The sequence below is a fragment of the Bradyrhizobium sp. 190 genome (assembly GCF_023073415.1).
In the GTDB taxonomy this organism is placed as follows: domain Bacteria; phylum Pseudomonadota; class Alphaproteobacteria; order Rhizobiales; family Xanthobacteraceae; genus Bradyrhizobium.
The window spans coordinates 49,904-73,654 of record NZ_JADPJL010000067.1 but is presented as its reverse complement, the minus strand read 5'-3'; the positions used below and the strand labels follow the sequence as shown (position 1 = coordinate 73,654).

The 23,751-nt window shown below is 58.9% G+C and carries 16 protein-coding genes and 11 pseudogenes; 20 read left to right on the top strand and 7 right to left on the bottom strand.

Features of this window, described 5'->3' with window-relative positions:
* The first annotated feature begins 72 nt into the window (after positions 1-72).
* From IVB22_RS35035 to IVB22_RS35020, 4 genes are all read left to right on the top strand, one after another.
* Entirely contained in the window at positions 73-1,227 is a 1,155-nt protein-coding gene (locus IVB22_RS35035; RefSeq protein WP_247521700.1) for an 8-amino-7-oxononanoate synthase, read from the top strand.
* Positions 1,224-1,856: a dethiobiotin synthase gene (gene bioD / locus IVB22_RS35030; protein WP_247521699.1), complete on the top strand. Its 633-nt coding sequence runs from the start codon at positions 1,224-1,226 to the stop codon at positions 1,854-1,856. The genes IVB22_RS35035 and bioD overlap by 4 nt, the downstream gene beginning before the upstream one ends.
* Positions 1,853-3,118: an adenosylmethionine--8-amino-7-oxononanoate transaminase gene (locus tag IVB22_RS35025; protein ID WP_247521698.1), complete on the top strand. Its 1,266-nt coding sequence runs from the start codon at positions 1,853-1,855 to the stop codon at positions 3,116-3,118. The genes bioD and IVB22_RS35025 overlap by 4 nt, the downstream gene beginning before the upstream one ends.
* 990 nt (positions 3,119-4,108) lie before the next feature.
* Positions 4,109-4,834, top strand: coding sequence for a Crp/Fnr family transcriptional regulator (locus IVB22_RS35020; protein ID WP_247521697.1), 726 nt, complete (start codon positions 4,109-4,111; stop codon positions 4,832-4,834).
* Between the two features lie 505 nt (positions 4,835-5,339).
* On the opposite strand, the gene IVB22_RS35015 is transcribed toward IVB22_RS35020, so the two are convergent.
* The gene (locus IVB22_RS35015; RefSeq protein WP_247521696.1) at positions 5,340-5,810 is read right to left on the bottom strand and encodes a hypothetical protein; all 471 of its coding nucleotides are present in this window, start codon (positions 5,808-5,810) and stop codon (positions 5,340-5,342) included.
* Between the two features lie 475 nt (positions 5,811-6,285).
* A pseudogene (locus IVB22_RS35010) lies at positions 6,286-6,483 on the bottom strand (transposase); the annotation flags it as partial.
* Between the two features lie 281 nt (positions 6,484-6,764).
* On the opposite strand from IVB22_RS35010, the gene IVB22_RS35005 reads away from it, so the two are divergent.
* A complete protein-coding gene (locus IVB22_RS35005; RefSeq protein WP_247521695.1) occupies positions 6,765-7,199 on the top strand; it encodes a reverse transcriptase domain-containing protein in 435 nt (144 codons plus the stop codon).
* 45 nt (positions 7,200-7,244) lie between these two features.
* Here the strand turns inward: IVB22_RS35005 and IVB22_RS35000 are convergent, their stop codons facing one another.
* Positions 7,245-7,511, bottom strand: a complete 267-nt coding sequence (locus tag IVB22_RS35000) for a hypothetical protein (protein WP_247521694.1) — start codon at positions 7,509-7,511, stop codon at positions 7,245-7,247.
* A gap of 315 nt (positions 7,512-7,826) precedes the next feature.
* Here IVB22_RS35000 and IVB22_RS34995 point away from each other — a divergent pair, with 315 nt between their 5' ends.
* Positions 7,827-8,141, top strand: coding sequence for a hypothetical protein (locus tag IVB22_RS34995; RefSeq protein WP_247521715.1), 315 nt, complete (start codon positions 7,827-7,829; stop codon positions 8,139-8,141).
* A 275-nt stretch (positions 8,142-8,416) separates the two neighbouring features.
* A pseudogene (locus IVB22_RS34990) lies at positions 8,417-8,659 on the top strand (ATP-binding protein); the annotation flags it as partial.
* A 47-nt stretch (positions 8,660-8,706) separates the two neighbouring features.
* Here the strand turns inward: IVB22_RS34990 and IVB22_RS34985 are convergent.
* Positions 8,707-8,840: pseudogene (locus IVB22_RS34985) on the bottom strand (transposase); the annotation flags it as partial.
* Positions 8,841-9,193: 353 nt separating this feature from the next.
* On the opposite strand from IVB22_RS34985, the gene IVB22_RS34980 reads away from it, so the two are divergent.
* The 4 genes and pseudogenes from IVB22_RS34980 (at position 9,194) to IVB22_RS34965 (ending at position 12,893) form a co-directional block, all read left to right on the top strand.
* Positions 9,194-9,643 carry a hypothetical protein gene (locus IVB22_RS34980; protein WP_247521693.1) on the top strand — a complete coding sequence of 150 codons (450 nt, stop codon included), beginning with the start codon at positions 9,194-9,196 and terminating at the stop codon, positions 9,641-9,643.
* 204 nt (positions 9,644-9,847) lie between these two features.
* Entirely contained in the window at positions 9,848-11,554 is a 1,707-nt protein-coding gene (locus IVB22_RS34975) for an acetolactate synthase catalytic subunit (protein WP_247521692.1), read from the top strand.
* Between the two features lie 105 nt (positions 11,555-11,659).
* Positions 11,660-11,843 (top strand): annotated as a pseudogene (locus tag IVB22_RS34970) (helix-turn-helix domain-containing protein); the annotation flags it as partial.
* Between the two features lie 3 nt (positions 11,844-11,846).
* The gene (locus IVB22_RS34965) at positions 11,847-12,893 is read left to right on the top strand and encodes an alcohol dehydrogenase catalytic domain-containing protein (RefSeq protein ID WP_308200494.1); all 1,047 of its coding nucleotides are present in this window, start codon (positions 11,847-11,849) and stop codon (positions 12,891-12,893) included.
* An 876-nt stretch (positions 12,894-13,769) separates the two neighbouring features.
* Here the strand turns inward: IVB22_RS34965 and IVB22_RS34960 are convergent.
* Positions 13,770-14,421: pseudogene (locus tag IVB22_RS34960) on the bottom strand (transposase); the annotation flags it as partial.
* A gap of 114 nt (positions 14,422-14,535) precedes the next feature.
* On the opposite strand from IVB22_RS34960, the pseudogene IVB22_RS34955 reads away from it, so the two are divergent.
* From IVB22_RS34955 to IVB22_RS34945, 3 genes and pseudogenes are all read left to right on the top strand, one after another.
* Positions 14,536-14,990: pseudogene (locus IVB22_RS34955) on the top strand (transposase); the annotation flags it as partial.
* 78 nt (positions 14,991-15,068) lie between these two features.
* Complete coding sequence (locus IVB22_RS34950) at positions 15,069-16,334, top strand: IS256 family transposase (RefSeq protein WP_247521691.1); 1,266 nt, start codon at positions 15,069-15,071, stop codon at positions 16,332-16,334.
* 66 nt (positions 16,335-16,400) lie between these two features.
* Positions 16,401-16,558, top strand: a pseudogene (locus tag IVB22_RS34945) (transposase domain-containing protein); the annotation flags it as partial.
* Between the two features lie 20 nt (positions 16,559-16,578).
* Here IVB22_RS34945 and IVB22_RS42215 read toward each other — a convergent pair.
* Positions 16,579-16,974 (bottom strand): annotated as a pseudogene (locus tag IVB22_RS42215) (IS256 family transposase); the annotation flags it as partial.
* 535 nt (positions 16,975-17,509) lie between these two features.
* Here IVB22_RS42215 and IVB22_RS34940 point away from each other — a divergent pair.
* The 3 genes and pseudogenes from IVB22_RS34940 to IVB22_RS42205 form a co-directional block, all read left to right on the top strand.
* The gene (locus IVB22_RS34940) at positions 17,510-18,553 is read left to right on the top strand and encodes a RimK family alpha-L-glutamate ligase (RefSeq protein ID WP_247521690.1); all 1,044 of its coding nucleotides are present in this window, start codon (positions 17,510-17,512) and stop codon (positions 18,551-18,553) included.
* Positions 18,554-18,910: 357 nt separating this feature from the next.
* Complete coding sequence (locus IVB22_RS42210) at positions 18,911-19,192, top strand: transposase (protein ID WP_374207796.1); 282 nt, start codon at positions 18,911-18,913, stop codon at positions 19,190-19,192.
* A gap of 34 nt (positions 19,193-19,226) precedes the next feature.
* Positions 19,227-19,466, top strand: a pseudogene (locus IVB22_RS42205) (IS3 family transposase); the annotation flags it as partial.
* Between the two features lie 130 nt (positions 19,467-19,596).
* Here the strand turns inward: IVB22_RS42205 and IVB22_RS34930 are convergent.
* A pseudogene (locus IVB22_RS34930) lies at positions 19,597-20,037 on the bottom strand (helix-turn-helix domain-containing protein); the annotation flags it as partial.
* 52 nt (positions 20,038-20,089) lie between these two features.
* Here IVB22_RS34930 and IVB22_RS34925 point away from each other — a divergent pair.
* The 3 genes and pseudogenes from IVB22_RS34925 to IVB22_RS34915 form a co-directional block, all read left to right on the top strand.
* A pseudogene (locus IVB22_RS34925) lies at positions 20,090-20,353 on the top strand (IS3 family transposase); the annotation flags it as partial.
* Between the two features lie 510 nt (positions 20,354-20,863).
* The gene (locus tag IVB22_RS34920; RefSeq protein WP_247521688.1) at positions 20,864-21,088 is read left to right on the top strand and encodes a hypothetical protein; all 225 of its coding nucleotides are present in this window, start codon (positions 20,864-20,866) and stop codon (positions 21,086-21,088) included.
* Between the two features lie 1,051 nt (positions 21,089-22,139).
* Positions 22,140-23,585 (top strand): MATE family efflux transporter, encoded by a 1,446-nt coding sequence (locus IVB22_RS34915; RefSeq protein ID WP_247521709.1) that lies wholly within the window; start codon positions 22,140-22,142, stop codon positions 23,583-23,585.
* Positions 23,586-23,751: the final 166 nt, after the last annotated feature.

The following is a 23,751-nucleotide window of genomic DNA, read 5'->3' as shown; positions in this document are numbered from 1 at the left end:
GTGATGTTGGAGCCTTTGTGCTTGACGACATCAGAACTCTGGCGCGATCGATGCCTACGCTGGAAGTGAAGAATGAACTCAATCCATTCGGTCAAATTTGCCGATTACGTCGCACATTTGCATGCTCTGAAAGAGGACAACCGGCTGCGCAGCCTCAAACCGCGCGCAGGCGTCGATTTCGCATCGAACGATTATCTCGCGCTGGCGAGCGCTCCACGTATGAAAATGGCTGTCTGCGCCGCGCTTCAGGCCGGCACGCCGATCGGAGCCGGCGGCTCGCGGCTTCTGCGCGGCAATTGTGAGGAGCACGAGAGCCTCGAAGCAGAAGCTGCCAGGTTCTTTGGGGCGGAGACGGCGCTGTTCTTTGGCGGCGGTTATGTCGCAAATTTTGCTCTCCTAACAACGCTGCCGCAGCGGGGCGATTTGCTTGTTCACGATTCGCTCGTGCACGCGAGTATTCATGAAGGCGCACGAGCTGGCAGGGCCGATTTTCGGATAAGCCCCCATAACGACCCCCAGTCGGTCGAAAGCACAATTCGCGACTGGCGCGCGAAAGGCCGAACCGGCCGCGTCTGGATCGTGGTCGAAAGTCTCTACAGCATGGATGGCGACTTCGCACCGCTTGAAGACCTGGTCGCGATTGCGGATCGGTACGACGCGTTCCTGATCGTGGACGAAGCCCATGCCACAGGCGTCTACGGCGAGCAGGGACGGGGGCTCACCGCACCCTATGAGGGGCGCGAAAATCTCTTGGTCGTTCATACCTGCGGCAAGGCGCTGGGTGCTGCCGGCGCACTTGTCACTGCTTCCAGTGCACTGCGCGACTTCATGGTCAATCGCTGCCGTCCGTTTATCTTCGCCACCGCGCCGTCACCGTTGATGGCCGTCGCCGTGCGGGAGGCTCTCTTAATCCTGCAGGAGGAGCCTGAGCGCCAGCAGCGTCTGGCCAAGCTGGTCGCGTTCACGCATCAGCAGATCAGTGAACGCGTTAGGCGAAGTCCTTCGGACTCGCAGATCGTGCCTTATATCGTTGGCGACAATTCACGTGCTATGCGGCTCGCCTCTGCGCTGCAGGCTCGCGGCTTCGATATCCGCGGAATCCGGCCGCCAACTGTGCCGGCGGGCACGGCCCGTTTGCGGATTTCACTGACACTCAACGTCGGGGAGGATGACGTGCGTGCAATGCTCGATGCGCTCTTTGAGGAGACGAGGGGCTGGCCTCGATGAGCCAGCGGATCGTGGTGACCGGTACGGATACCGGAATCGGAAAAACGGTATTTTCCGCGGGGCTCGCCAATCTCCTGGGCGCAAACTATTGGAAGCCGATTCAGGCGGGTCTCGACGGAGAGACCGACACCCAGGTCGCCGCAAGACTGGGCAGTCTCTCACCCGATCGCATCGTGCCGGAGCGCTACCGCCTTCGAACGCCCGCTTCGCCGCATCATTCCGCCGAAATTGACGGAGTTCGCATAGACGTAGATGCGCTCGATATTCCGGACACTGGGGAGCGACCGCTAGTGATCGAGGGCGCCGGCGGGGTAATGGTGCCGCTGAGGGGCGCCACACTTTATGCTGACATCTTCGAGCGATGGCAGCTTCCAGTCGTGCTTTGCGCGAGCACAGCGCTGGGTACGATCAATCACTCGCTGCTGTCGATAGAGGCTCTGCGAAAGCGCCAGATCGGCATTCTTGGGATTGCCTTCATTGGCGAAAGAAATTCGGAGAATGAGAGCGCAATTTGCGAGATCGGGCGGGTGCGTTGGTTGGGGCGATTGCCCTGGCTTTCTCCTCTCGCAGCAGACACGCTGCAAGTCGCGTTCAAAGCCTCATTCCGTGCTGATGATTTCCAGCCATGATGCCAAAGAAAAAGTCGCCGATCTGGCATCCGTTCACGCAACACGCGCTTCAAGACGAGATAACAAGGGTTGTGCGAGGTGATGGTGCTTATCTCCACACAGCCGATGGTCGCCGTATCATCGATGCAATCTCATCCTGGTGGGTCGTGACGCATGGACATTGCCATCCACACATCGTGAGCGCGATTCAGAAACAGGCAGAAAAGCTCAACCAGATTATCTTTGCCGGCCATACCCACGAACCGGCTGAGGAGCTTGCTGCACAACTTTTGAAACTCGCTCCCCGCGGCCTCGACTATGTCTTCTTCTCCGACAGCGGCTCAGCCAGTGTGGAAGTCGCCTTAAAAATGGCACTCGGCTATTGGCACAATATCGGCAAACAGCGAATACGCATTGTCGTGATGCAACATTCCTACCACGGCGATACGGTCGGGGCGATGTCGGTCGGTGCTAGAGGTGTGTTCAACGCGGCGTACGGGCCTCTGCTGTTCGACGTTACCTCAATCCCGTTTCCCACTAGAGGGCATGAACAGGCAACGCTCGATGCGCTCGAATCTGCATGTCGAAACGAAATGCCTGCCGCCTTTATTGTGGAGCCTCTGATATTGGGGGCGGGCGGAATGCTGATGTACCCAGCCTGGGTGCTAAGAGAGATGAAGCGGATTTGCGAGGCCTCGGACGTCCTGTTCATTGCCGACGAGGTCATGACGGGCTGGGGCCGCACCGGAACATTATTCGCTTGCGAGCAGGCCAACGTCACGCCCGATATTGCCTGCTATTCGAAAGGTCTCACGGGAGGGGCGCTTCCCCTTGCGGTGACACTCTGCCGCGCGGATATTTTCGACGCGCATTATTCCAAAGATCGGACACGTACGTTCTTTCACTCGAGTTCATATACTGCGAATCCAGTGGCCTGCGCCGCCGCAAAGGCCAACCTGGATCTCTGGCAAGATCAGGAATGTCGCCAGCGTGTGGCGTCAGTCGCCACAATGCAAGAACAGGCAATTGAGTCATTCCGCACCGACCCACGGTTTGAAAACGTCCGTCGAACAGGCACGATTACAGCACTCGATCTGAAAGCAAGGCAAGCGGGCTATCTCGCGTGCATCGGTCCGAAGCTTCAGGCGTTCTTTAAGGACCGAAATCTGCTGCTGCGGCCGCTCGGCAATGCGATCTACGTGATGCCGCCGTATTGCGTCAGAGCGGCAGACCTTGACGAAATCTACGGCGGCATCAGGGATGCTGCCGATGCGATAACTTGAAGGCGTGCTTGCGTAACTCCCATGTGCAGGGCGCCAACGCGCTCCAAGCTCGCTCCGCACGACGAATTAGCGGCTGAGGAGTTCTTATTTGATGGTCGAACGACTATCTGACCGTTTTGATGTGTCTGTCTATGATTCTGGAAAAGTGGGTTTGTGTTTCCACTCACGATGACAGTTTTTCTCTTGCCTTTCTTGGGAAACGAGGCCCCAGGGACGCGGGTCAATCGACGGATCGGGATCCGAGATAAGCCACATTCGGAGGGCGCCTCTCAGACGAGATTTTGACGTTTGCGGGTTGGTTCCCATTTTCGTTCGCAATACGCGTCCCTCCCGGCGCTTGCTCCGAGAAGTGCCGAGGTCTCGTGATTCTGGATGATGGCGGCGCTGGCGTCTTCACCCACCGCCGCTTCAGATATCCACGACTACCGAAGTCGCCTTCGTAGGGCGATGGAGCTTAGAGCACCGGGGACTCTTGATCCACGCCTTGTGAGTCGCTCTAGGCGGGACTATGAAGGACGCGACTTTCGGCAAGCTCGGCGCCTCTTTTCTGAGGAACCCAAGGACCTCAGGTTCGCCAAGGCAGGCGCAAAGCCATCGCACCCTCCCACAGTAACCATGCAAATCAAGCAGCGGGAGGCGCAAATCCGGATTGCCGTCCTTTGACCGCGCAAAGCCAAGTTGGTGGCGCTGACGCTCCAAGCGAGGGCCGGTACATGCAGCCGCCGGCTCGGCCAGTCGGAATCCCTCAAAAGGGGCGCTCGCAAGCGGGATTTGGGCGTCGACACGAGGCTCATTGCATTAATCAAGATTGAAATGTCGTTACAGTCGGTAATCAAAATCTCGTCACAGTACAGCGGTGCTGACCCGGAAGAAATCCGCATGCCAGGAGACGGACCACACCATGATCGACCACGCGTGCGATTAATAGCTCCGGAGATACAGCTCTCAAGTGGGGGTCCGGCGCACAGCAGATCCTTCAACCAGCCTAGCATGGTGCGTCCTAATACGTGGTCCTTTGTCAAAAACGTGATTCTGACGAGAATTTCTCGTCAAGACCTCGCGGCAATAGGGGAGTTCCTTGAGCCGATCGTCCTGAAAGAACGCATGGTGCTGCAAGAGCCGAAAAGGCACCCTGATCATGTCTATTTTATCGAGTCGGGCCTCGTCTCGCTAAGGATTGTCGCGGCCGGGAGCTTCCTTGAAACGGCGGTGATAGGACATCGGGGAGCGGTCGGCGCTTCGCTCTTTGTGGGAGCGCATATTTCGACGCATCAATCTGTTGTGCTCTTTCCTGGAAGCGCGCACAGGATTCGTGTCGAAGATTTGTGTCGAGTGATGACCGAGTGTCCTGGAATCCGAAAACAGCTCTTTCAGTACGTTCAAGCGCTGACCTTGCATTGCGCTCACACTGGATTATGCGGGGTTCGGCACGATCGCGAAAAGCGGCTCGCGAGCTGGCTTTGTTTGGCCAGTGATGCTCTTGGTGCCAATGTGCTGCCAGTCACCCATGACTCCCTTTCATCTGTCTTGGGGTTGCGCCGCGCTGGGGTAACAGAGACCTTGACCCGATTCGAAAAACAAGGGTTGGTTCGCAAGATGCGCGGCGTCTTGCAGATTGATGGACGCAAGGGCCTCGAGCAAACGGCCTGTGACTGTTACAAACTTATTTCAGACGCTTATGCCGCGACTGAGCCCATGATTTCAGCAAATATTTAGGCGGGTTAGCAAAGTCGCCTCGGCGTTCTGATTCATCCTTTAGTTTATTTTAGCGTCCAGTTGCTGACCGGCAGTGTTGTCTGCACGCTTCGCATTGATCTGTGCAGCCATATGCGTCGGTGACATTTCCCCGGACAGTTTGATAGCATCATTTCGGACGGCGCCAAGCAGGCACTCAACGTACGAACCGCACGTCCTAGACGGCCACCGGCTCGGCATCCTTGCTCCGGCTGTCGGGCGACGTGGAAAATTGACCCTCCATACTGCCTCAGATGAGAATGTTACCGAAGCGGACCCCCGTTGTTCCTGGATTCGGTTTGCCGCGAGTCCGAGCAAGCCGCTCGCGAAGCGCGCTTTCCATAGCGCTATAGCGAGCGAGCGGCTTGCGGTGATTAGGCGAAGGCACCTCTCGGGACCCGGACCTCAGGTACGGAGCGTGGGTCGATGCTTAACGTGATCTCTGCGCTGCTGGTGAGCTGTCGAGCGGCCTTTGATCGCCAATTCTTCACCAGCCGCTGCACCGTACGCCGCTGACGCCGCCCGAACCGACCGGGCGCATGCGCTTCCAGCCGGGAGAGAAGATCGACCGCGGACAAGTGCGGAACCGCCGCGGTTCATTCCTCGATGATGGGAATGTAGGGTCGAGCATCGATGGCCGACGTGGCACAGGCTTGCGCCGCACATAGCGGCGCCGATGAATGATCCGCTGCTCGCCCGCGTTCCAACCATCGCCGAGCTCTCGGGCAAAAGCCACCACGTCACTTCGCACCGGCGCGGCCGTCATCCCTGACATTCCGGCCCGCCGATCGACGCGCTTGCCAAGTTCATTTTGGGCGTCCCGCATCTGCGCCAGCAATGCGAGCGGATCAAGCGAGCGGTAGATCTCTCGCAGCCTATGTTTGAATGCCTCATCGAGACTCGGATGAACCAACGCTCGTTCGTACGGCGTTTCTGGAGGAAGATAGCGCTTGACCACTTTGGCGCCTTCGCGTCTTCTCCTTCAGCTTAAACGAAGGCTGGAAGAAAATTGATGTGCAGCTGAGCCGCCGTAAACAGGCGAGCTAATGAGCGAGCGGCATCAATGCCTTCAAACCGCCCATAGCCCACCAAGCGGCGAACGACAGCTCCGTTCTTTTGCTCCACGAATGCCTGATCGTTCTTCTTGTAGGCCCTGGAACGAGTTACTTCGACATCGTGAGAGCGGCACCATGACACGACCGTGCGTTCATGAAGGCGCTGTCCTTGTCAAAATCGAGGCCACGAACGGGCCAGGGAAATAGGCTCTGCGCGCGTTCGAGAGGCTCGACCACAAGAGCTGCTTCACGCACGACGAGCGGAAGGCATTCGGTCCACCCCGTTGCGACATCCACCATTGTTAGCGTCGATCGTGCCCCGTGGCGTGGTGTAACTGACAGCAGCTCACCGCGAATTTTACGGCGGGTCGGAAGGCATCAGCTTGCCAGGGCGGGCAAGCCGACGATGGGATCATCGCTCAACGGCGAGATGGTTTCCAGTGTCATGTAGCGGGCGCGCTGGACGGCCGATTCGTCGTTCTGTTCGAGCAGGATCGCGCCGACCAGGCGAACGATGGCGTCTTCATTGGGGAAGATGCCGACGACGTCGGTCCGTCGCTTGATCTCGCCGTTGAGGCCATGAGAGGCCCGACCGGGTCCATTGGATTGGTCTCCAATGGGGGACAGCGGCAAGGCACTGCCAGAGCCGCGGTCCGAGCTGAGGTCGGGAGTCGGACTGGTCCATAATACCTGTGAAGTCGTCGAAGGAAACGAGACGCATGGGGGGAAGGAGCCGGCCCGAGAGGAGCCCGCGCGAGAAGGTCAGGGGCCGGACACAGAGCCGGGTTGCCTTGCCGCCGAATCTCGAGCGGGTGAACGCGGCGGCCAAGCAGGCTGCCTAAACCCGGTTCACAGCCTTGCTGCACCACATCGACGAGGACGCTCTTGATCGGGCGTTTCGATGGCAAAAGCGGCAGGCCAGCGCGGGGGTCGATGGGGTAACGGTGGCGAGGTACGAAGAAGGGCTCACGGATAATATCCGCGACCTTTGCGCACCGGTCCACACTGGTCGCTACCGGCCACAGCCGGTGAGGCGCGTCTACATCCCCAAAGCCGATGGCGGCAAGCGGCCTCTCGGTGTACCGGCGCTAGAGGACAAGATCGTCCAAAGCGCGGTGGCCGAGGTGTTAAGCGCCGTCTATGAGGTCGACTTCCTCGGATTCCCCTACGGCTTCCGGCCGGGGCGGAATCCTCATATGGCGCTTGACGCCTTGCACACGGTGATCATGAGCCAGCGTGTGAACTGGGTGCTCGATGCCGACATACGCAGCTTCTTGGACGTGGCTTCATAATACCCCTGGTTCATGCGGTTTGGTCGAAAAGGCTGGATTGCGGGGCTAACACCTTGATTGCGGGGCTAGCACCTTGATGTGGAGTCCTTTTTGCTTCCCGCGCACAACGTGCACGGCTTCGAGTTCGCCGCGCTTGACTCGCTGCAATACGGTTTGACGCGAGATCCCGAGCGCCCGCATAGCTTCGCGCATCGGCAGAAAGTCGTCGGACGTTTCGCCGTTGAAGCGCGCCTTGAGTTCATCGGTCAGACGAATGCGCCAGGGAGCGCCTGGCGTGAGCTGCTCGCCGGAGATAATGCCGTCGTTGAGCAAACGATGGATCGTCGAGGGAGCGACACGAGCGCGGCGGCGGCTTGCGGTTTTTCTTGGAAGCTCGGGATCTTCCAGTGGCGGCGCAAATTACCGACGCGGTGCTGTCGAAGTGATGCCCGTAGACCGTCGTGCGGCCCTGCCGGTTGAGGATGCCGGCGATCACGGCATCGGGATAATGCATTGCTAATCGTCGCAGGAGCGCAGCTGTATCCTCGTCGGTGCGGATCGTCGCTGGCCGAGACAGTGCGCACCAGAGGGTGTCAGAAAGAATGTGTAAGCAGGTTTCTGTGAGTTTACCTTACCGAGGAGACTCACATGACAACCGACACGACGATTACACCTGAACTACTGGATCAACTGCTTGCTAACTATAAGAAGCCTGAAGACCTCACTGATGCGGACGGGCTTTTCAAGCAGCTGAAGAAGGCGCTGATTGAGCGGGTAGATTTCGAGGTTGCCAGCGCGGTAATTTCAACCAAATGCGCAGTGCAAATTGTCATTGGTCCTACCAGACGGGCGGCCGCGGCGCTTGGGCTGCGGCGGGTTTGTGAGCGGGCGCGAGCGACGTTTTGCGGTACGAGGGCAGCGTGCTGGCGGAGATCGTCGAGCAGGGCACCCACGCCGCGCTGACCGCGCGGCATCTACCGAGGGCTGTTCGGATCTGGATCATCCGACAGAACCACACAATTGCCTCCGCAAGCAGGCTGGACACCGATGGCGGACACGATTTCACTGGTACCGATGATGATGGCAAAAACTCCTTCCCGGTGTTCGAGTCGTTCGGTTTGTCAATCCGAATGTCGTGTACTACAGCTCACCCACCGGTGCCAAACAGAAAATGATGCGGGTCAGTGATCGTGACGTGTGAGACACGACCCGCTCAAGAATAGGGGTACTCTGACCTGTTCGGCGACCCCGTCATGACGCTCGCCGCCATCGATCGCCTCGTCCACCACGCCACCATCGTCGAGATGAACGTCGAGAGCTATCGCCGGCGCACCGCGCTCGAGCGAAAACGCGGCCCAGGACGGCCACCGTCGCACGCGACCCAAAAACGCTCGCTGATTGACGCTCCGCGACAATCAGAACCAACAAAACCCTTGCGCGCGACAATCATCGCGGCAATCACCACCACGCCGCGACACTGACTCGCCAACCTGATTGTCGCGCACTCCCCACCCAGATTGTGTGTCGCGCTATACCTTGCCTGCTTCAAAAAGCCGGTCTCATCGATGACCAGAACCGTGTCCTGATCGCCAAGCGTTCCAGCGCGTACCCACGTACAAGGTCGCGCAGCGCGTCGGCGTCCCACCGCCCCGGTCCAGGATCTCGATAGCGGGAAATCGGCCCACAAGAAGAGGTAGGTGACAGGCAGGGTAGATATGTAACAATGGATGCCGCCGAACAGTAGACGAGATGAAGCAAGTCAGACGGGGCGATAGAATGATAGACGACGAGCTAGCGAGAGACGCTGGGGTTAATGCCCGATCAAAGGCTATACGCCGGAGAATTGTGGAGCAAGGAGGGGGCGCGCTTGTTAACATTGAGATCAGGGCCGCGCGAGATGACGCTCATTGGCGAGCCGATCCGAGTGTAAGGGACGTTAGCCCGGCTAGCTTGAAGGAGGAAATGCAATCCATGCCTGCATGGGATTAAATCATTCGCTTGAGAGAGATGCGTGCATGAACCTGTTGCTGCTTGAGGTCGGGCCGCGCCACAGGTCACTATGGATCGAGATCCCTTCAGGGCACACCAAGCTCGTGAACCTCAAGAAGTTTACTAGAAACTGCACGATGGAGGCCGAGGATGGCCTAGCCGGCCGACGCCTCCTGTATGCGTTTGATGTGCAGTTTAGCTGCTACCAGCCAGTTGGCGGGCACTTCGAGAAGGAGCCCGCTATTACTAACGCGGTCTATCATAGATTCGCGCGGCTCGACCATGAAATCCCCGACGCCCGGAGGCGGCCCGCCATCCGGACGAATTTCCTCTCAACATGGACTGACCGCGACCGAGCGGTCGCAGACACGGAGATTGCGCGCAAGATCATGCAGCATCGCCAAATACATCGCCTTAGCAACGTCCCGACGAACAAGGTGCAGAGCTACGGCGAACGAGCGCCCATCATGCCTTGACGCTATCCCCTACGGACTATCGCGAAGCCTATCTCATTGGTCATGAAAGAGCTCAGACGCATGTGCGGCAAACGGCATCATCCAGGCTTATTGCGCTGCCGTCTGGACGCGGATGACACGCGCTGACGCTGAGATCATCATCGTCGAGGTGTTCGCAGGATCCTTTACAGATTGAGACAAGTGCGACCCCATTGAGGTGCAGAAGTGACTGTTGCGCAGCGTATCGCCCTCGCTTTGAGGCGTCATGGGGTTAAGGTGATATTCAGCCAGAATGTGCCGCCCGCCGTGATTCTGGCTTGCGAAGCGATTGGCATTCGGCAGCTCGCTTACCGACAGGAGAACATGGGCGGCGCGATGGCGGACGGCTTTGCGCGTGTGTCTGGCCAAATCGCAGTGGTTGGAGCCCAGAATGGGCCCGCGGCAACCTTGCTCGTTCCGCCTTTCGCCGAGGCATGCAAAGCGAGCGTGCCCATTGTTGCTTTGGTGCAGGAAGTCGCGCGCAACCAACTCGATCGTAATGCTTTCCAGGAATTCGATCATTTCGCGCTTTTCTCTTCGTGCGCCAAATGGGTTCGGCGAGTTATCAGTGCAGACCGGATTGATGACTTTGTTGACGCTGCCTTCGTCGCTGCCGGCAGCGGCCGGCCGAGCCCGGCAGTCTTGTTGTTGCCAGCTGATCTGTTGGGAGAGAAGACAGTCACGCCAACGCGTGAACGCCGGTCGAACTTTGGTGAATGGCCAATTGATCGCTTGCGGCCGAGCGAAGCAGAGATCCGCGCCGCCGCGCTATCTATTGCGGCGGCGAAGGCTCCCGTCGTCGTTGCAGGCGGCGGTGTCGTATCTCCCGCTGCGGCCAACGCGCTCGCCAAGTTGCAAGACCGTGCACATTTGCCGGTCTTCACCACGAATATGGGCAAAGGCGCTGTTGATGAGATGCACCCGCTTTCCGCAGGAGTCCTTGGCGCTCTGGTTGGCCCTGGCTCGCTTGGAAAACATTCCTTGCCGATCCTCAAAGAGGCGGATCTTGTGATCCTGGTCGCCACGCGCACCAATCAGAACGGGACCGATGGCTGGCGACAGATTCCTTCCAAGGCACGCGTCATACACATCGATGTCGACCCGCAGGAAATTGGGCGCAATTACGAGGCAATGCGCCTCGTTGGCGACTCCGCCTCCACACTGGAAGCACTTTGTGGCGCGATCGATCAACTCGACCTATCCTTGCGTCGCGATATGCGCGAGGGTTTGGAGCACCGCATCGCTGCGGCTTGGAAGAGCTTCGAGAACGATCGGTCCGTATTTTCAGGCAGCAACGGCACTCCCATTCGTCCCGAACGTGTATTGCACGAACTGCAGATGCGTCTGACTCCCGAGACAATCGTGGTCGCCGACGCAAGCTACTCGTCAATGTGGGTCGTCGGGCAGCTCCGCGGCGTAACAACAGGCCAGCGGTTCCTCACGCCCCGCGGTCTCGCTGGGCTTGGCTGGGGATTGCCGCTCGCGATCGGCGCCAAGGTGGCACGTCCGGCTAGCCCTGTCGTAGCCTTGGTCGGAGACGGCGGCTTTGCGCACAGTTGGGCGGAGCTCGAAACCATGGTTCGCAGCAATGTGCCCGTGGTCGTTATCGTGCTCAACAACGGTGTCCTCGGATTTCAAAAGGATGGACAAAGAGTGATGTTTGGCAAATATATATCAGACTGTCATCTATCGCCGGTCGATCATGCGGCCATTGCACGCGCATGCGGATGTGGCGGAACGCGGGTCACAGCGCCAAGTGATCTGGGGAAGGCGCTCGACCTCGCGCTTTTTGAGCAGCGTCCGTGGCTAATCGAAGTCGTGACAGATCCATCGGCTCATCCACCCATTTCGCTCTTCGATGGCATGCTTGGTCGGGCCGGCGTGGCCGCTTGAGAACGGATTGGATTGCGATCAACCGCGCTCACCGCATAAGAGAGTCATGTTCACGCCGAACGAATGTCGCCCGCCGGATCCAGTTGGTTTCGAAAGGCGGGCGGCATGTCACCAGCGATCGTCAGGTTCCTTAGCAAAGCCGTCCTCCGGGCGGTACTTGCCGTTGGTGGAGTGCGAAGAGATTGCGCTTTTTAAGATGCAGGGCCGTTCCATCCGGGAGATTGGGCGCTGTCTCGGTCGATACGCCTCGACGATCTCGCGAGAACTGCGGCGCAATGCAGCCAACCGTGCCATGATGGAGAACGAAATGATCGCTTTGCGGAAGACAAGTGCAGGCTTCGGAATCGCGTTGACAGAAGCGCCTCCGGCTCCTGCCCCACGGCCCGGAGAAGTGACGTTGGCTGTCGAAGCCGTCGGCATCTGCGGATCGGACGTGCACGCGTACGAGTGGACCGACGGCTACGCGTTCATGGTACCTTATCTACCCGTGACGATGGGGCACGAAATTGCCGCCAAGATCGTGCGTGTGGGCCCGGACGCTTCCCTGGCGGAGGGGACACGGGTAACATTGCTGGGCGGTATAACGTGCGGGCGCTGCGCGGCGTGCCGAGCCGACAATCCAGCTGGATGTACCGACAGAAGGATGCTCGGATGGACGCGTGACGGGGGGTTTGCGAAGCATCTTACGGTCCCTGCGCGCGTCTGTTTGCCTCTGCCACAGAACATTCCACCCGCCATCGGCGCTCTAGCCGAACCGCTCGGCGTTTCCTGCGAAGCCGTCCTGACGGGCGGGGTTGGTCTGGGCGATACCGTGCTTGTGCTCGGTCCCGGCACGATAGGCCAAGGCATGGCCTTGATAGCGCGCGCCGCCGGCGCGGCACGGGTCTTAGTCGCGGGGCACGGAGACGTTCCACGCTTCCAGGTCCTCAAGGGCATGGGTTTTACGGATCTGATCGACGTGGCCGATGCTCCACTCAGCGATCAGGTATTTAAGGCGACGAGCGGCGCAAAGGTCGATGTCGTGCTGGAGGCCACGGGTCATCCCGCCAGCATCACCGAGAGCCTGAAGGTGCTTAGACGAAGGGGGGGGGTCGTCGTCGGCGGCATCCATTCGATGCCGCTTAATCTGTCGCTCACCGACTTCGTCCGGCAGGGTCATCAACTGAGGGCAAGCTACGGAGCTACGCGAAGTACCTGGAATAAGGTGCTGAGCCTACTCGCCAGCAATCCCGAGAGCTTCCGGCCCATGATTTCCCACGAGCTTACATTGGATCGCGGATTGCAAGGATTCGAACTGGCCCGCCAGCGAGCTGCAAGCAAAGTGATATTGATGCCATGATCGATCTATCCGAAAGAGTCGCCTTCATCACTGGCACCGCCCGCGGTCTCGGCGCTGCCACCGCCGCAAAGCTAACGGCTATGGAACTTCGTTCGTGCCGACCTTTCCAAACAGCTCGATGAGACTGCCTCCGTGTTGCGCCAGGCCGGTCACGAAGCGTTCCCCTTGCATCTCAACGTTAGCGATTCGAACGCGATAGCCGCAGTACCTGAGCAATTGGAGAATGGCAACCGCAAGTCGCTGTTCCCGTGAACAACCGCGTATAAATCGGAGACGGTACGTCGTCGATTTCTCTGGAGGGGAGGACGAGGCCATCCCGATTGATCTCAGGGCTTCCTTCCCTGTTGTCGAAGCTGTTTATCCCTATGACGCAAGCCAACAAGCGGGGGACGTATCATCATGATGACGAGCCAAGGCGGGCACACGTTCCAGCGATATCACGAGAGCATACTGAGGCGCCACGAGGGCGGGCCGAATGGGTTTCCCCGAAATTTCGCCCTAGAACTCGGACCCATAACATAACTGTCAACAACATCTAATTACCTTGAAGAATTTACATGACTGTGGACGGAATACTTGAAACGGAGACGCTGCCGCCGATGTAATAGTACAAGTGTTGAGCGATGCGGGTATCGCATGGCCTTTGGTATGTCAGGCGGACATACCGGAAACTCGGACGACACCAGGACAGGTAAGAACGATCTTAGTACGTGAGGAGTCGCTCGCGGCTGTCATGGCCGAAGTCTATGGCCGCCTCACGAGGTTTGCCAGGTGTGGTGCTTGGACCATGGTCTCTGGGAAGCGGAATGATCGGCATTTTGGAGGGGTATCTATCTAGTACGCCGGAGCTATGCAGGATTCTGGGCGACGAGGTGATCAGTCGGCGTGGCTTGCCGGCATTTGGATGACCTCAACGCCTTCGTTGAAATCTGATACCTACTATGAGATTCGGCAACTGATTTGTGCTTTTGAGCCGCCGCCAGGTCTTTGATGCGGCGATCACCAGCTTAAACACCATCAGCCTGGCAGTGGTCGCTGACAACGAGGCCTCCCTGTGTACCGGGAGTCGTAGAAGGCCGGCAGCGCGTCGCGATCCTCGATCATGCATTCGACCGCCGATCGTATTTGGCGCGGTGTTTCTTATCGCCGTTTCGGCGGACGCCCGGGTCGGCGCCCGGTAGACCTCGCGCAGATACGTCTTCATGCTGGCCTGCATCGAGAGTGGGACCCTGTCCAGAACATTCCCGGCCTTGTGCACCCAGCATCGCGATGCCGCGCCCCGAGAAAGATTTCGTCGAGCGCCTTCCAGAAGCCGAGAGCGCCGTCGCCGACGGCAATTTCCGGGGCAATCTGCAACCAGCGCTGTTTGATGTCGATCATGAGCTCGCGCCCGCTCTGCGTGCTCTCCCGCCCCCCGACCTGAAAGCCGATCAGTTCCTTTTTGCCTTCCTCGGTAGCGCTCGTACTCGCTTTGCCACTCGACCGTCTGCCAGGAAACCACCGCAGGCGACAGGTTGGGCGCGTCCTTGCAAGGCCGCCAGCGCCTCCTGGTAAGCGGCAAAGAGACCCCCGTCTGGCGGACTGGGTGAGCGATCGGCTATCGGCTGCTGAGTTTGTGAGCCGATGTAAGCTTCTATGTCTGCGGCTAGTTCGCGGCAATGATGGCATCACATTGGCTGGCTGCTGGTCACACAGCAGGCGCAAGTTCTACGAGCTGCATGTTGCAGGGAGCTCGAGAGTGGCAACGACGACAGTCGACGGATGGCAAAGCTCTGGCAGGTCGAGAAGACCGTGCGTGGTCAAAGCCCCGAAGCACGCGTTGCCGCGCGCCAGCAAGCCTCCACGGCGATCGTCGCAGATCTCTTCGATCTCTGGCAGCAGACCTTGCGGCGGATCTCCGGCAAATCAAAACTGGCCAAGGCGATCCGCTATGCCGTCGCGCGCCGCGCCATCTTCGAACACTTCCTGACCGATGGTCGCATCGAGCTCGACTCCAACATCGTCGAACGCGCCATCAGGCCACAAACAATTACGAGAAAAAATAGTCACTTCGCTGGTAGCGACGGCGGCGGACGGGTCCCGTCGCGGAGTTGGTAGGAATTAGGGTTGGCGTAGTCTCCGGGGTGATGAACCTCGAATCATCCGGCGTTGAAGCGTCGGACTGGAGACCACGCCATGAACAAGTCTATCACGACGCCTGATTCCTTGCAGCCTGCGACCGAACTGGCCGTTGATCTTTTCGACAACTGGTTTGACCCGATCGAGACCGAGGTGCGGGCTCGATCGCGGCAGTTCATCGAAGAACTACTTCGGAGCGAACTCGATGCTGCGCTGTCGCGGCCGCGCTACGGACGCAGCCAGATGGCCGGCAATGAAGCAAAAGCTGGCGTCACGGGCCATCGCCACGGCAGCCGGACGCGAAGGCTGACGGGCACGTTCGGACCGATCGAGATCGCGGTGCCGCGGGCCCGGCTTGGCGACGCCGAGGGCAAGACCACGGAATGGAAGAGCGGGGCGTTGCGAGCCTATCAGCGGCGTACGCTTGCCGCCGATGCGCTGATCGCGGGCAGCTATCTGGCCGGCACCAATACGCGGCGGGTGCGGCGCGCGCTGGCGGCGCTGTTCGGCGGAACGGTTGGCAAGGACACGGTGAGTCGGACCTGGCGCAAGGTGAAGAGCGACTGGGACGCATGGAACAGCCGTTCGCTGGCCGAGGAGTCGATCGTACGGCTGATCCTCGACGGCACCGTGGTTCGCGTGCGGCTCGACCGCAAGGCGACCTCGATCTCGCTGCTGGTTGTTCTCGGCGTGCGCGCGGACGGCCAAAAAGTTCTGCTTGCGATCAAGAGCATGGGCGGCGAGAGCGCCGAGGCTTGGCGCACGGTGCTCGGCGATCTCATCAAGCGCGGGCTCAGGCGTCCCGAGTTCCTCATCGTCGACGGCGCGCCGGGGCTCGACAAGGCCATTGCCGCGGTCTGGGACGGCGTGCCGGTGCAACGCTGCACGGTCCACAAGCACAGAAACCTTCTGGCCCACGCGCCCGAACGCCTGCATGAGGAGATCACCGCGGACTACAACGACATGATCTATGCGACGACACCGGAGGAGATCGCGGCTCGCCGCAAGGCCTTCATCCGCAAATGGCGGCTGAAGCATCGCGCCGTGGCCGAGAGCCTGGAGGAAGCCGGCGATCGTTTGTTCACCTTCGCGCGCATGCCGCCCAGCCAGTGGCGCAGCTTGCGCACAACCAATGAAATCGAGCGGCTGCACGAAGAGTTCAAGCGCCGGATCAAAACCCAAACCGTGCTGCCGTCGGCCGACACCGCCGCGATGTTGTTCTGGGCGTTGCTTGCATCAGGGCAGATCAACATGCGCAAGGTCGACGGCTGGCAGACCCTCGCCACAAAACCCATCGATCAACCGATTGACCTCGCCGCCTGAAACGATACTTTCGTGTTACTCGGAGAACGCGCCAAACCGAATTCCAACCGCATTCCGGACGGCACCGGCGGACGGACCTGGGCGACCATCGCAACACTGCTGCAGACAGCGAAGATGAACAACGTCGATCCGTTCGCCTGGCTCACCCTGACACTTCAGCGTATCGCCAACGGCTGGCCGAGCAGCCAATCGACGCGCTTATGCCGTGGAACCACGCCGCCTAACGGCCTCAGCTTGCAGCTTACGCCTTCTGGAAATCGCCGGTTGAGATGGCCCTCAGGTAGAGCTCCGCCAACAGCGCATCCAGGCTCCTGGTACGCCGCGCCCACAGCGGCAGGATTGCCGAACTGAACCGGATCCGCTTGCCGTCGCCGGCCGCCCCGCGGTCTCGTATCTTCGCCCGCGCCACCTCGACTGGGCCGATGCCGGTCTGGATCGTCAGCGCCGGGCCGTTCTCTACCGCACCACACGGGCGCGACGCCAGCCAGCTTCAGATCCTTCATCGTGGCAACAAACGTCCCGACTTCCACCTCGATCGTCTGCGTCAGATCTGTCGCGTACCGGCACGCAGAATATTGGTCAGTGGATCATCGATCTCGTCGGGCTGACGAAGCGGCACAATGTTGCTAGTCTCGTTCATAGCGTATCTCCCCGTGAGAAGTTTTGGCAGGCTCGATACGCCGCCTATCTCATACCGTCATCACCCGGTTTCCCGCATAGCTCCGCGACAGGTGCTAGGTCGACATCAACTCTGCATTGTCGTTCCCCCAGAAACGTCGCAACGCAGGCAAACATACGGGAGCAACTGCCAACCGACGTTCTGATAAGGCCTCCGGCAAACGCGACTATCGGTGTCTGGTTTCTCACAAAGGCTCAAGTCTTGTCAGGTTCAAACCACATGTGTTCCTTGAAAGACCCTTCTAAACTCAGAATCGCTAGCTTAGTAGCGAAGACAACGCTGGCATGGCGATTGCTTGTTAAACGCAGCAACCCTGAGCGAGCGCGAGCCCAATGTCCCAGCGACAAAGCAGATCGTCGCGAATAGCGTCGAAATTCCCTTTCGAGGTAACGTTTTCCTACTCTATAGCGATGGCAGATGGTTGCCTCAATACTTTCGACGCTCGGGATCGTGCCACTATTTCAATTTCTCTTGCTGGTCGAGCTAGGAGAACGTGATGAGATTGCTCATACTCACAGGCCGTCCAGATTGCTTAGGCGAAAATGATGTACCTATCAGCAATGCGTTCCGTCGTTTCGGCTGGGAAGTAATTTTCGGCGAGATCACGGCTATAGGGGCAGATGACTACCGTTACTTCACACGGGGTGTACTGGTGCCGGCAAATGGCGAGCCATACCATCTTGGCTCTGCGGCACGGGGGAGTCGGGGCGTGTATTTTCTTGACGAATGCCAGCTTATCTGGGTCACTAGTGCGCCCCCATTTATCGTGGCCCGCGATGTTTGGCGAATGCTGTGGCTAGCTTCCCAACATACCACCTTCGTAAACAGCATTGAAGGCACGTTGTTTCTAGAGACAAAACATGCATTGGGCCACATTGTTCCAAAAGTGAATAGGGCTTCTTCATATATATCGAATGATTTCTCGGTACTTTGGGAACACTATCGGCAGAGCGCAGATCAGTGGTGGGTGGCGAAGCCGCCAAGCGGCACTTGCGGGCAAAACGTGTTCTTGCTTCCTCCCAACGGACCAAATGTACGAGCGATCCTCCAATGTCTTACCGGAAATGCTGACGCGCAGAGCGAATTCGGCGGTCTCGTAGAACGCGAATTCATTGTCGCCCAGAACCAGTCCGGGTATGGATTAGGTGGCTTCAAAGCTGAGTACGCTATTCTTGAGCAGTTCATTCCCGAAGTAGCGCAAGGCGAAAAGCGCATCATCGTTGCCTGCGGGCAGGCGGTTGCCTGGCATGGTCGGAAAGGATCTCCAGACGATCACAGGTCGAATATCGCGCAAGGAGCAAAGCCGGTTCCAGTTGACTTGAATTCCGCTGAAATCGAGCTCGCCGAGTTGATCGGGCGAAAGCTGATGGAGTACGGGATCAATTTCGTCGGGTTAGATATGGCTTATCCCTACATAATAGAATTTAATCTTATAAACCCGGGGGGACTATACGATGCAAAGCTAGCTTCCGGGGTAGATCGCTCCGATCAGGTTACAGAGCTAATCATTTCTCGCTTTCAGAAGCATTATCATTCATGATCGCCCGCTGGCCTTATCACTTCAGTTGCGTGCGCTCTCGGGGCGGTCCTCCTTCGGGCGAGCCATTGGACCGCTCATAGCCCTGCATTCCAGAAGATGGACCAGGTCCGTTGGCATCGATCATACCCGGTTCTCGTCTCACCTCTGCTTCAAGCGCTGTCTTCGCCAGCCGAATACGATCAAGACGCCTCTTGTTGTTTCTCGACCCAGGTACCGGAGGATATGCCGTGAAACGGATCGCAGAGACCCTCGGGGTGGCCTGTTCCAACCTGGTTGAGCGAGCGGACGGCGAGCGCCCTGAACCTCCTCCGAATTGATGGACACCTGTAGTAGGCTCGATGAGCCAGGAGGTGTCGGATGGAAGGACGTCAACGTCGGTCGTTTACAGACGACTATAAGCGGCAAGCGGTTGATCTGGTGGCATCGAGCGGCCGCTCGATCGGGTCGGTCGCCAAGAAGCTTGGCCTGCGCGATTCCGTTTGCGGCGCTGGGTGGAACGACGTGAGGCTGGGCGCGAGCCGACGGCGGCGGCGCGGCGCCCCACAACGCAGGCGACGCTGCCGTCGGCGGACCATGCGGCGGAGGTCGCCCGTTTGCAGCGGGAGAACGAGCGGCTGCGCATGGAGCGCGACATTTTAAAAAAGTCGATCGCGATCTTTGCTGGAGTTCCGAAATGAGATTCCGCTTCATCGAAGATCGGCGCGCCGACTATCCGGTGAGGATCCTGTGCGACGTGCTCGGGGTCTCGCCAGCCGGCTATTATACCTGGCGTGCGCGCCCGGAGAGCCAGCGAGCTGCCGCCAATCGGGAGCTCGTCGTCGACATCAAACGGGTTCGTCGCGATACATCCGGGCGTTATGGCAGCCCGCGCATTCATGCCGAGCTGAGAGCCCTGGGCCGCGAGGTGAGCCGCGGTCGCATCGAGCGATTGATGCGCCGGCATGGGATCAGGGCCATCATGGCGCGGCCACGACGGGTGCGTACCACCGATAGCGGCCACGACTTCCCGATCGCCCCGAACATGCTCGATCGGAACTTCACCACCGCCGGGCCGACCGATCAGCGTGCCATTGTGCCGTGGTCGCTCGATAATCTAGAGCGCCGCCGCGGGTCGCCGCATTGCGCCGGAGCTCACGAGAAATCGTGCATGGAGGGCGATCAAGCTGACGCGCGATTGTTCGCACTCCCTGACCCTGCGCGCGCAAAATGGCGATCTCCTCCCGTTCGGCAAACGAAAGGTAGCGCCCTGATGGAGGTTTTGACGACTCCGAGAAATGTGTTGGTGGCACGCCGCCCGCCCTCCGGAACCAGCGTACTCCGACAGCCGGCGACACCCTGGCGTCTACCGCAGCATCCTCGCTCGAGCGCCCCGAGGCAATCGCGGTCCAGAACTGTCTACAATTCTCTCGCCGCGCCCCTGAAGGGCGGCCTGGCGATCTCAACGCTGCTCGCACACACCGATCCGAACGCCTGTATCTCTTCATCGCAACCTCTTTTGCTAGAGTGTTGAGAGGATCGATTGAATCCGCCCAATAAGCTTCGGCGGAGTATCGGAAGATGATGCAGTCCGCTGGCCTGCGGGCCTCGATGAGCCGTAGGGCAGATTGCTATGACAACGCCCCGATGGAGAGCTTCTTCCACACGCTCAAGACCGAACTCGTCCATCACCGGCGCTATGCAACACGTGAGAAAGCCAGACGTGATATCTTTGCTTACATCGAGGGCTTCTACAATCGGACGCGGCGCCACTCGGCCATCGGCTACATCAGCCCGGTCGAGCTGGAGCTAAAAGCAGCTTAACCCTGTCCATTTTTTCGGGGGAAGATCAGCTGGCTTTTCTGCAGCTGGCCAATAATTCGCCGCAAAAACGCGAAGAACATGTAGCGCCTTCAGACTCTCATCGTTCAAGTCTTATAGGATGCGAGAAAGGTTGGCATGCAGGCCGCCGGCAGGATCCCGGTCGATGGTATAGACCGAGGCCGTGCCCAGGTCTGCTTCCCTGCCTAAGGGTGTTGGTTTGGACTTGTTGTAACCGCGGCTGACAAATGCACTTTCTAGGCTCAAAGAGGCCCAATGGACGCTCCCGTATCCCAATCACTTTTAAGGACGCTCTCTGAGGCCGTGGCTAACCTGCCCCCCGGAAGGTCGCCTCGATTTGCTGGCCTTCAGCTACACCAGTGGCACTGTAGCTATGAGCCGGGGTAGTACTGTCGCAGTTGGAGAAAGCACGACCAAGCTTGAAATACACCTCGCCCGCCGTGGCAGGGTTAGAGGCTTTGCTCTCATATCAAAGCAAAGAGAATTGCGCTGTTGACCCCATACGGAATTGCGACGCACGGGACGTTTCTGCCATTTTTTCGAGAAGCAGGTTTCGAGATTACTACCCATGGCACATTCGAAAAGCGGACAGACGCGGAGATAAGCGCGATCAGCCGCGAGGCGATTTTCGACGCTGCTAAGGTGCTGATCAAGAATGCCAAAAGCCGGATGCGCTCTTTTTTTCGTGCACTGCATGCGGATCGTGTCTCATATTGAGAGAGCGAGATCGGGTGCCAGTGATCTCCAGTACCCAAGCCATGCTTGGCACTCGCTATGCCTGGCCGGTTTCCGCAAGCTGATCGCAAGCTTTGGCAGCTTAACGTCCGACGATCGATAAGGGGCTTGGAAATATAACTCCTCCAAAAGCGGGTGTGATGATGTTCATTCCTGCGTAGCCTGCTCGGCTGAGAGGGACTAGCCATTCGTCACGAAAGTACAAGGTTGGGAACTCACGGTGGATCGACATTAGTTGCTTCGAATCCGCGACCGTGCCCTTCGTCAAGAAGTCGAGGGGGTGAGACAGCGGTCAAGCCTATAAAATCGGCACCTGATGAATACAGGAACTCACGTGCAAAGGAACACCAAAGACCGTGCGGGAGCGCGTTGACCGACGGGGCGGCGCTGAAGCTGCTGTACTAGACATCAAGAATGCCAACGTTCATTGGCGCGGGTCGGTTGAATGGACCGACGCAATGGGGCGGTATGCTCGCCAGTTGTGGGGCGCTTTGAGGGGGCAGCACGCTGACCCCTCAAAGCGCTATCCCGCCGCCCTTCACAGAGGCCTCTCTTACACACCGCAGATCGGACGTTGTCCGCCGCTCCGCCATCGAGTCCATCATCGCACCTGAAGGGAAGGGCACCTCAGGCGACGCTACGTCGATGCCGCCAACATCGACTCTCAGTCATCGGCCCACAAGCTCTGCTCCTTCAATACAGGGACAATCTGCTCCTGGTAAACTTTGCTTGCGTCACTCTGTCCGTGCCTCTTTGGGAAGGACTAGCGCCTTATGGAGCAAATGGGTCGCGAGGGTTCGCGACACGCTTCCGGGTAAACGACGATGAGCTTGAGCAAATTGCATATATTAGTCGAGCTGTAGCAGTTGGCACGTGTCTTGAAGGGCAGGTAACTCAGCATCTCTGCTCAAGGAGCCGCAATGGTAGCATACATGTTATCACCTCTCAGTTCGGCATATGCGTCGCTTGGAAGTTCGAAGGCCACAGCACCAGTATTCACCTTGGCGCAAACTCGCGCAGGCTCTGCAATATGATGTCCAAAGACAGAACAGCCGAAGCAAAAACAGTGTCGGAATCACGACACGGACAAAAAGGCCGACGGCCGGGTGATCAGTACATCATTGTGGAGCTCTGCAAAACTGCGAGATTGGCGTTGCCGATGGTGTTGTCGCAGATTGGGCAAATCGCGATGATGACCACCGATCTTGTCTTCATCGGACGAGCCGGCGCTGATGTGTTGGCTGCGGCAGCGCTGGCTGGGAGGATTTATCTGTTCGGATTCACATTCGGATTGGGGCTGCTGGCGGCGATCCAGCCGGTGGCGGCGCAGGCGTTTGGAGCGAATAATCTAAGCCTGATAAGGCGCTCTCTGCGCATGAGCCTCTGGGAGGCCGTGCTGTTATCGTTCCCGATCATGGTGTTCGCGCTGCAAGGACAGTCAGTACTGCTCGCCATTGGCCAAAAGCCAGATGAGGCATGGCTCGCCCAGCAATATCTGCTCGGACTAACGTGGGGCACGGCGCCGGCCCTGTGCTTCGCAGTCCTTCGCAGCTTCATGGGTGCGGTCAATCGGCCTGAGCCAGTGTTGTGGATCACGCTCGCGGCCGTCCCCATTAATGCGCTGCTGGTTTATCTACTCATGTATGGGAAGCTCGGGTTGCCGCGACTGGAGCTGTTCGGGGCAGGCCTTGCAACTACCCTCGTGAATTCCGGGACGTTCTTGGCTGGTCTATACCTCGCCACGATGCGTCTACCTTTCCGTGACTATCACGTGTTGGCACATCTCTGGCGCTTCGATCGCGCCTTGATGCGGCAACTAATCGTGATCGGAACACCGATTTCGATCAAGGGGCTGATGGCGTACGGACTCTCCTCGGCCGCCGCGCTCCTGGCGGGCCGGATTAGCGCTAGCGCACTCGCCGCCCATCAGATCGCGGTTCAGGTTGCCGTGATCCTGTTCATGTTGTCTTACGGCATCGCCACTGCGACGGCCGTGCGCGTTAGCCATGCGGTCGGACGGAATGACGGCCCCGGCGTCAAGCGGGCGGGTCTGGTCGGAATGCTGCTCGGTATGGTGGTCGCCACGATAGTGACATTTGCGATTGTCGCCGCACGCTTCCAAATCACCAATCTATTTCTTGGAGAATCGACCGGCGATGCCGGTGCGACAACCGGACTAGCTGCAAAGCTTGTTTTGGCCGGTGCGAGCTGCTACATCACAGAGGCCGTCGCCACCATTGCGGCGGGTGCCCTGTGTGGACTAAAGGACACGCGGGTGCCGCTTCTCTTCCTATGCATCGCATATTGGCTGGTCGGCCTCTCCCTTAGCTACGTGCTTAGTTTGAATATTGGCCTTGGCGCCGTTGGTATCTGGATCGGCTTATCAACGGGAGCGACCCTCTACGGTGCTCTCCTCGCCTTGCGTTTCTGGCTGCTGGCTAACAGGATTGCTCATCGGAGCCGGCGCTTGCCCGTGTAAACCTAAGTGGTCGTCCGTTAAAGCACCGGGGTGGAACAGGCAAGGGTTCGCGATAGCAGCTCGAGGAACATGCCCGAGAGTTCTCTTGAGCATCCGCGAAGCCTCGGCATCCTCGACCTCGAACGCGGCGCGTCGAAGTGCAGTATTCCGAGTGATGCCAGCGGGC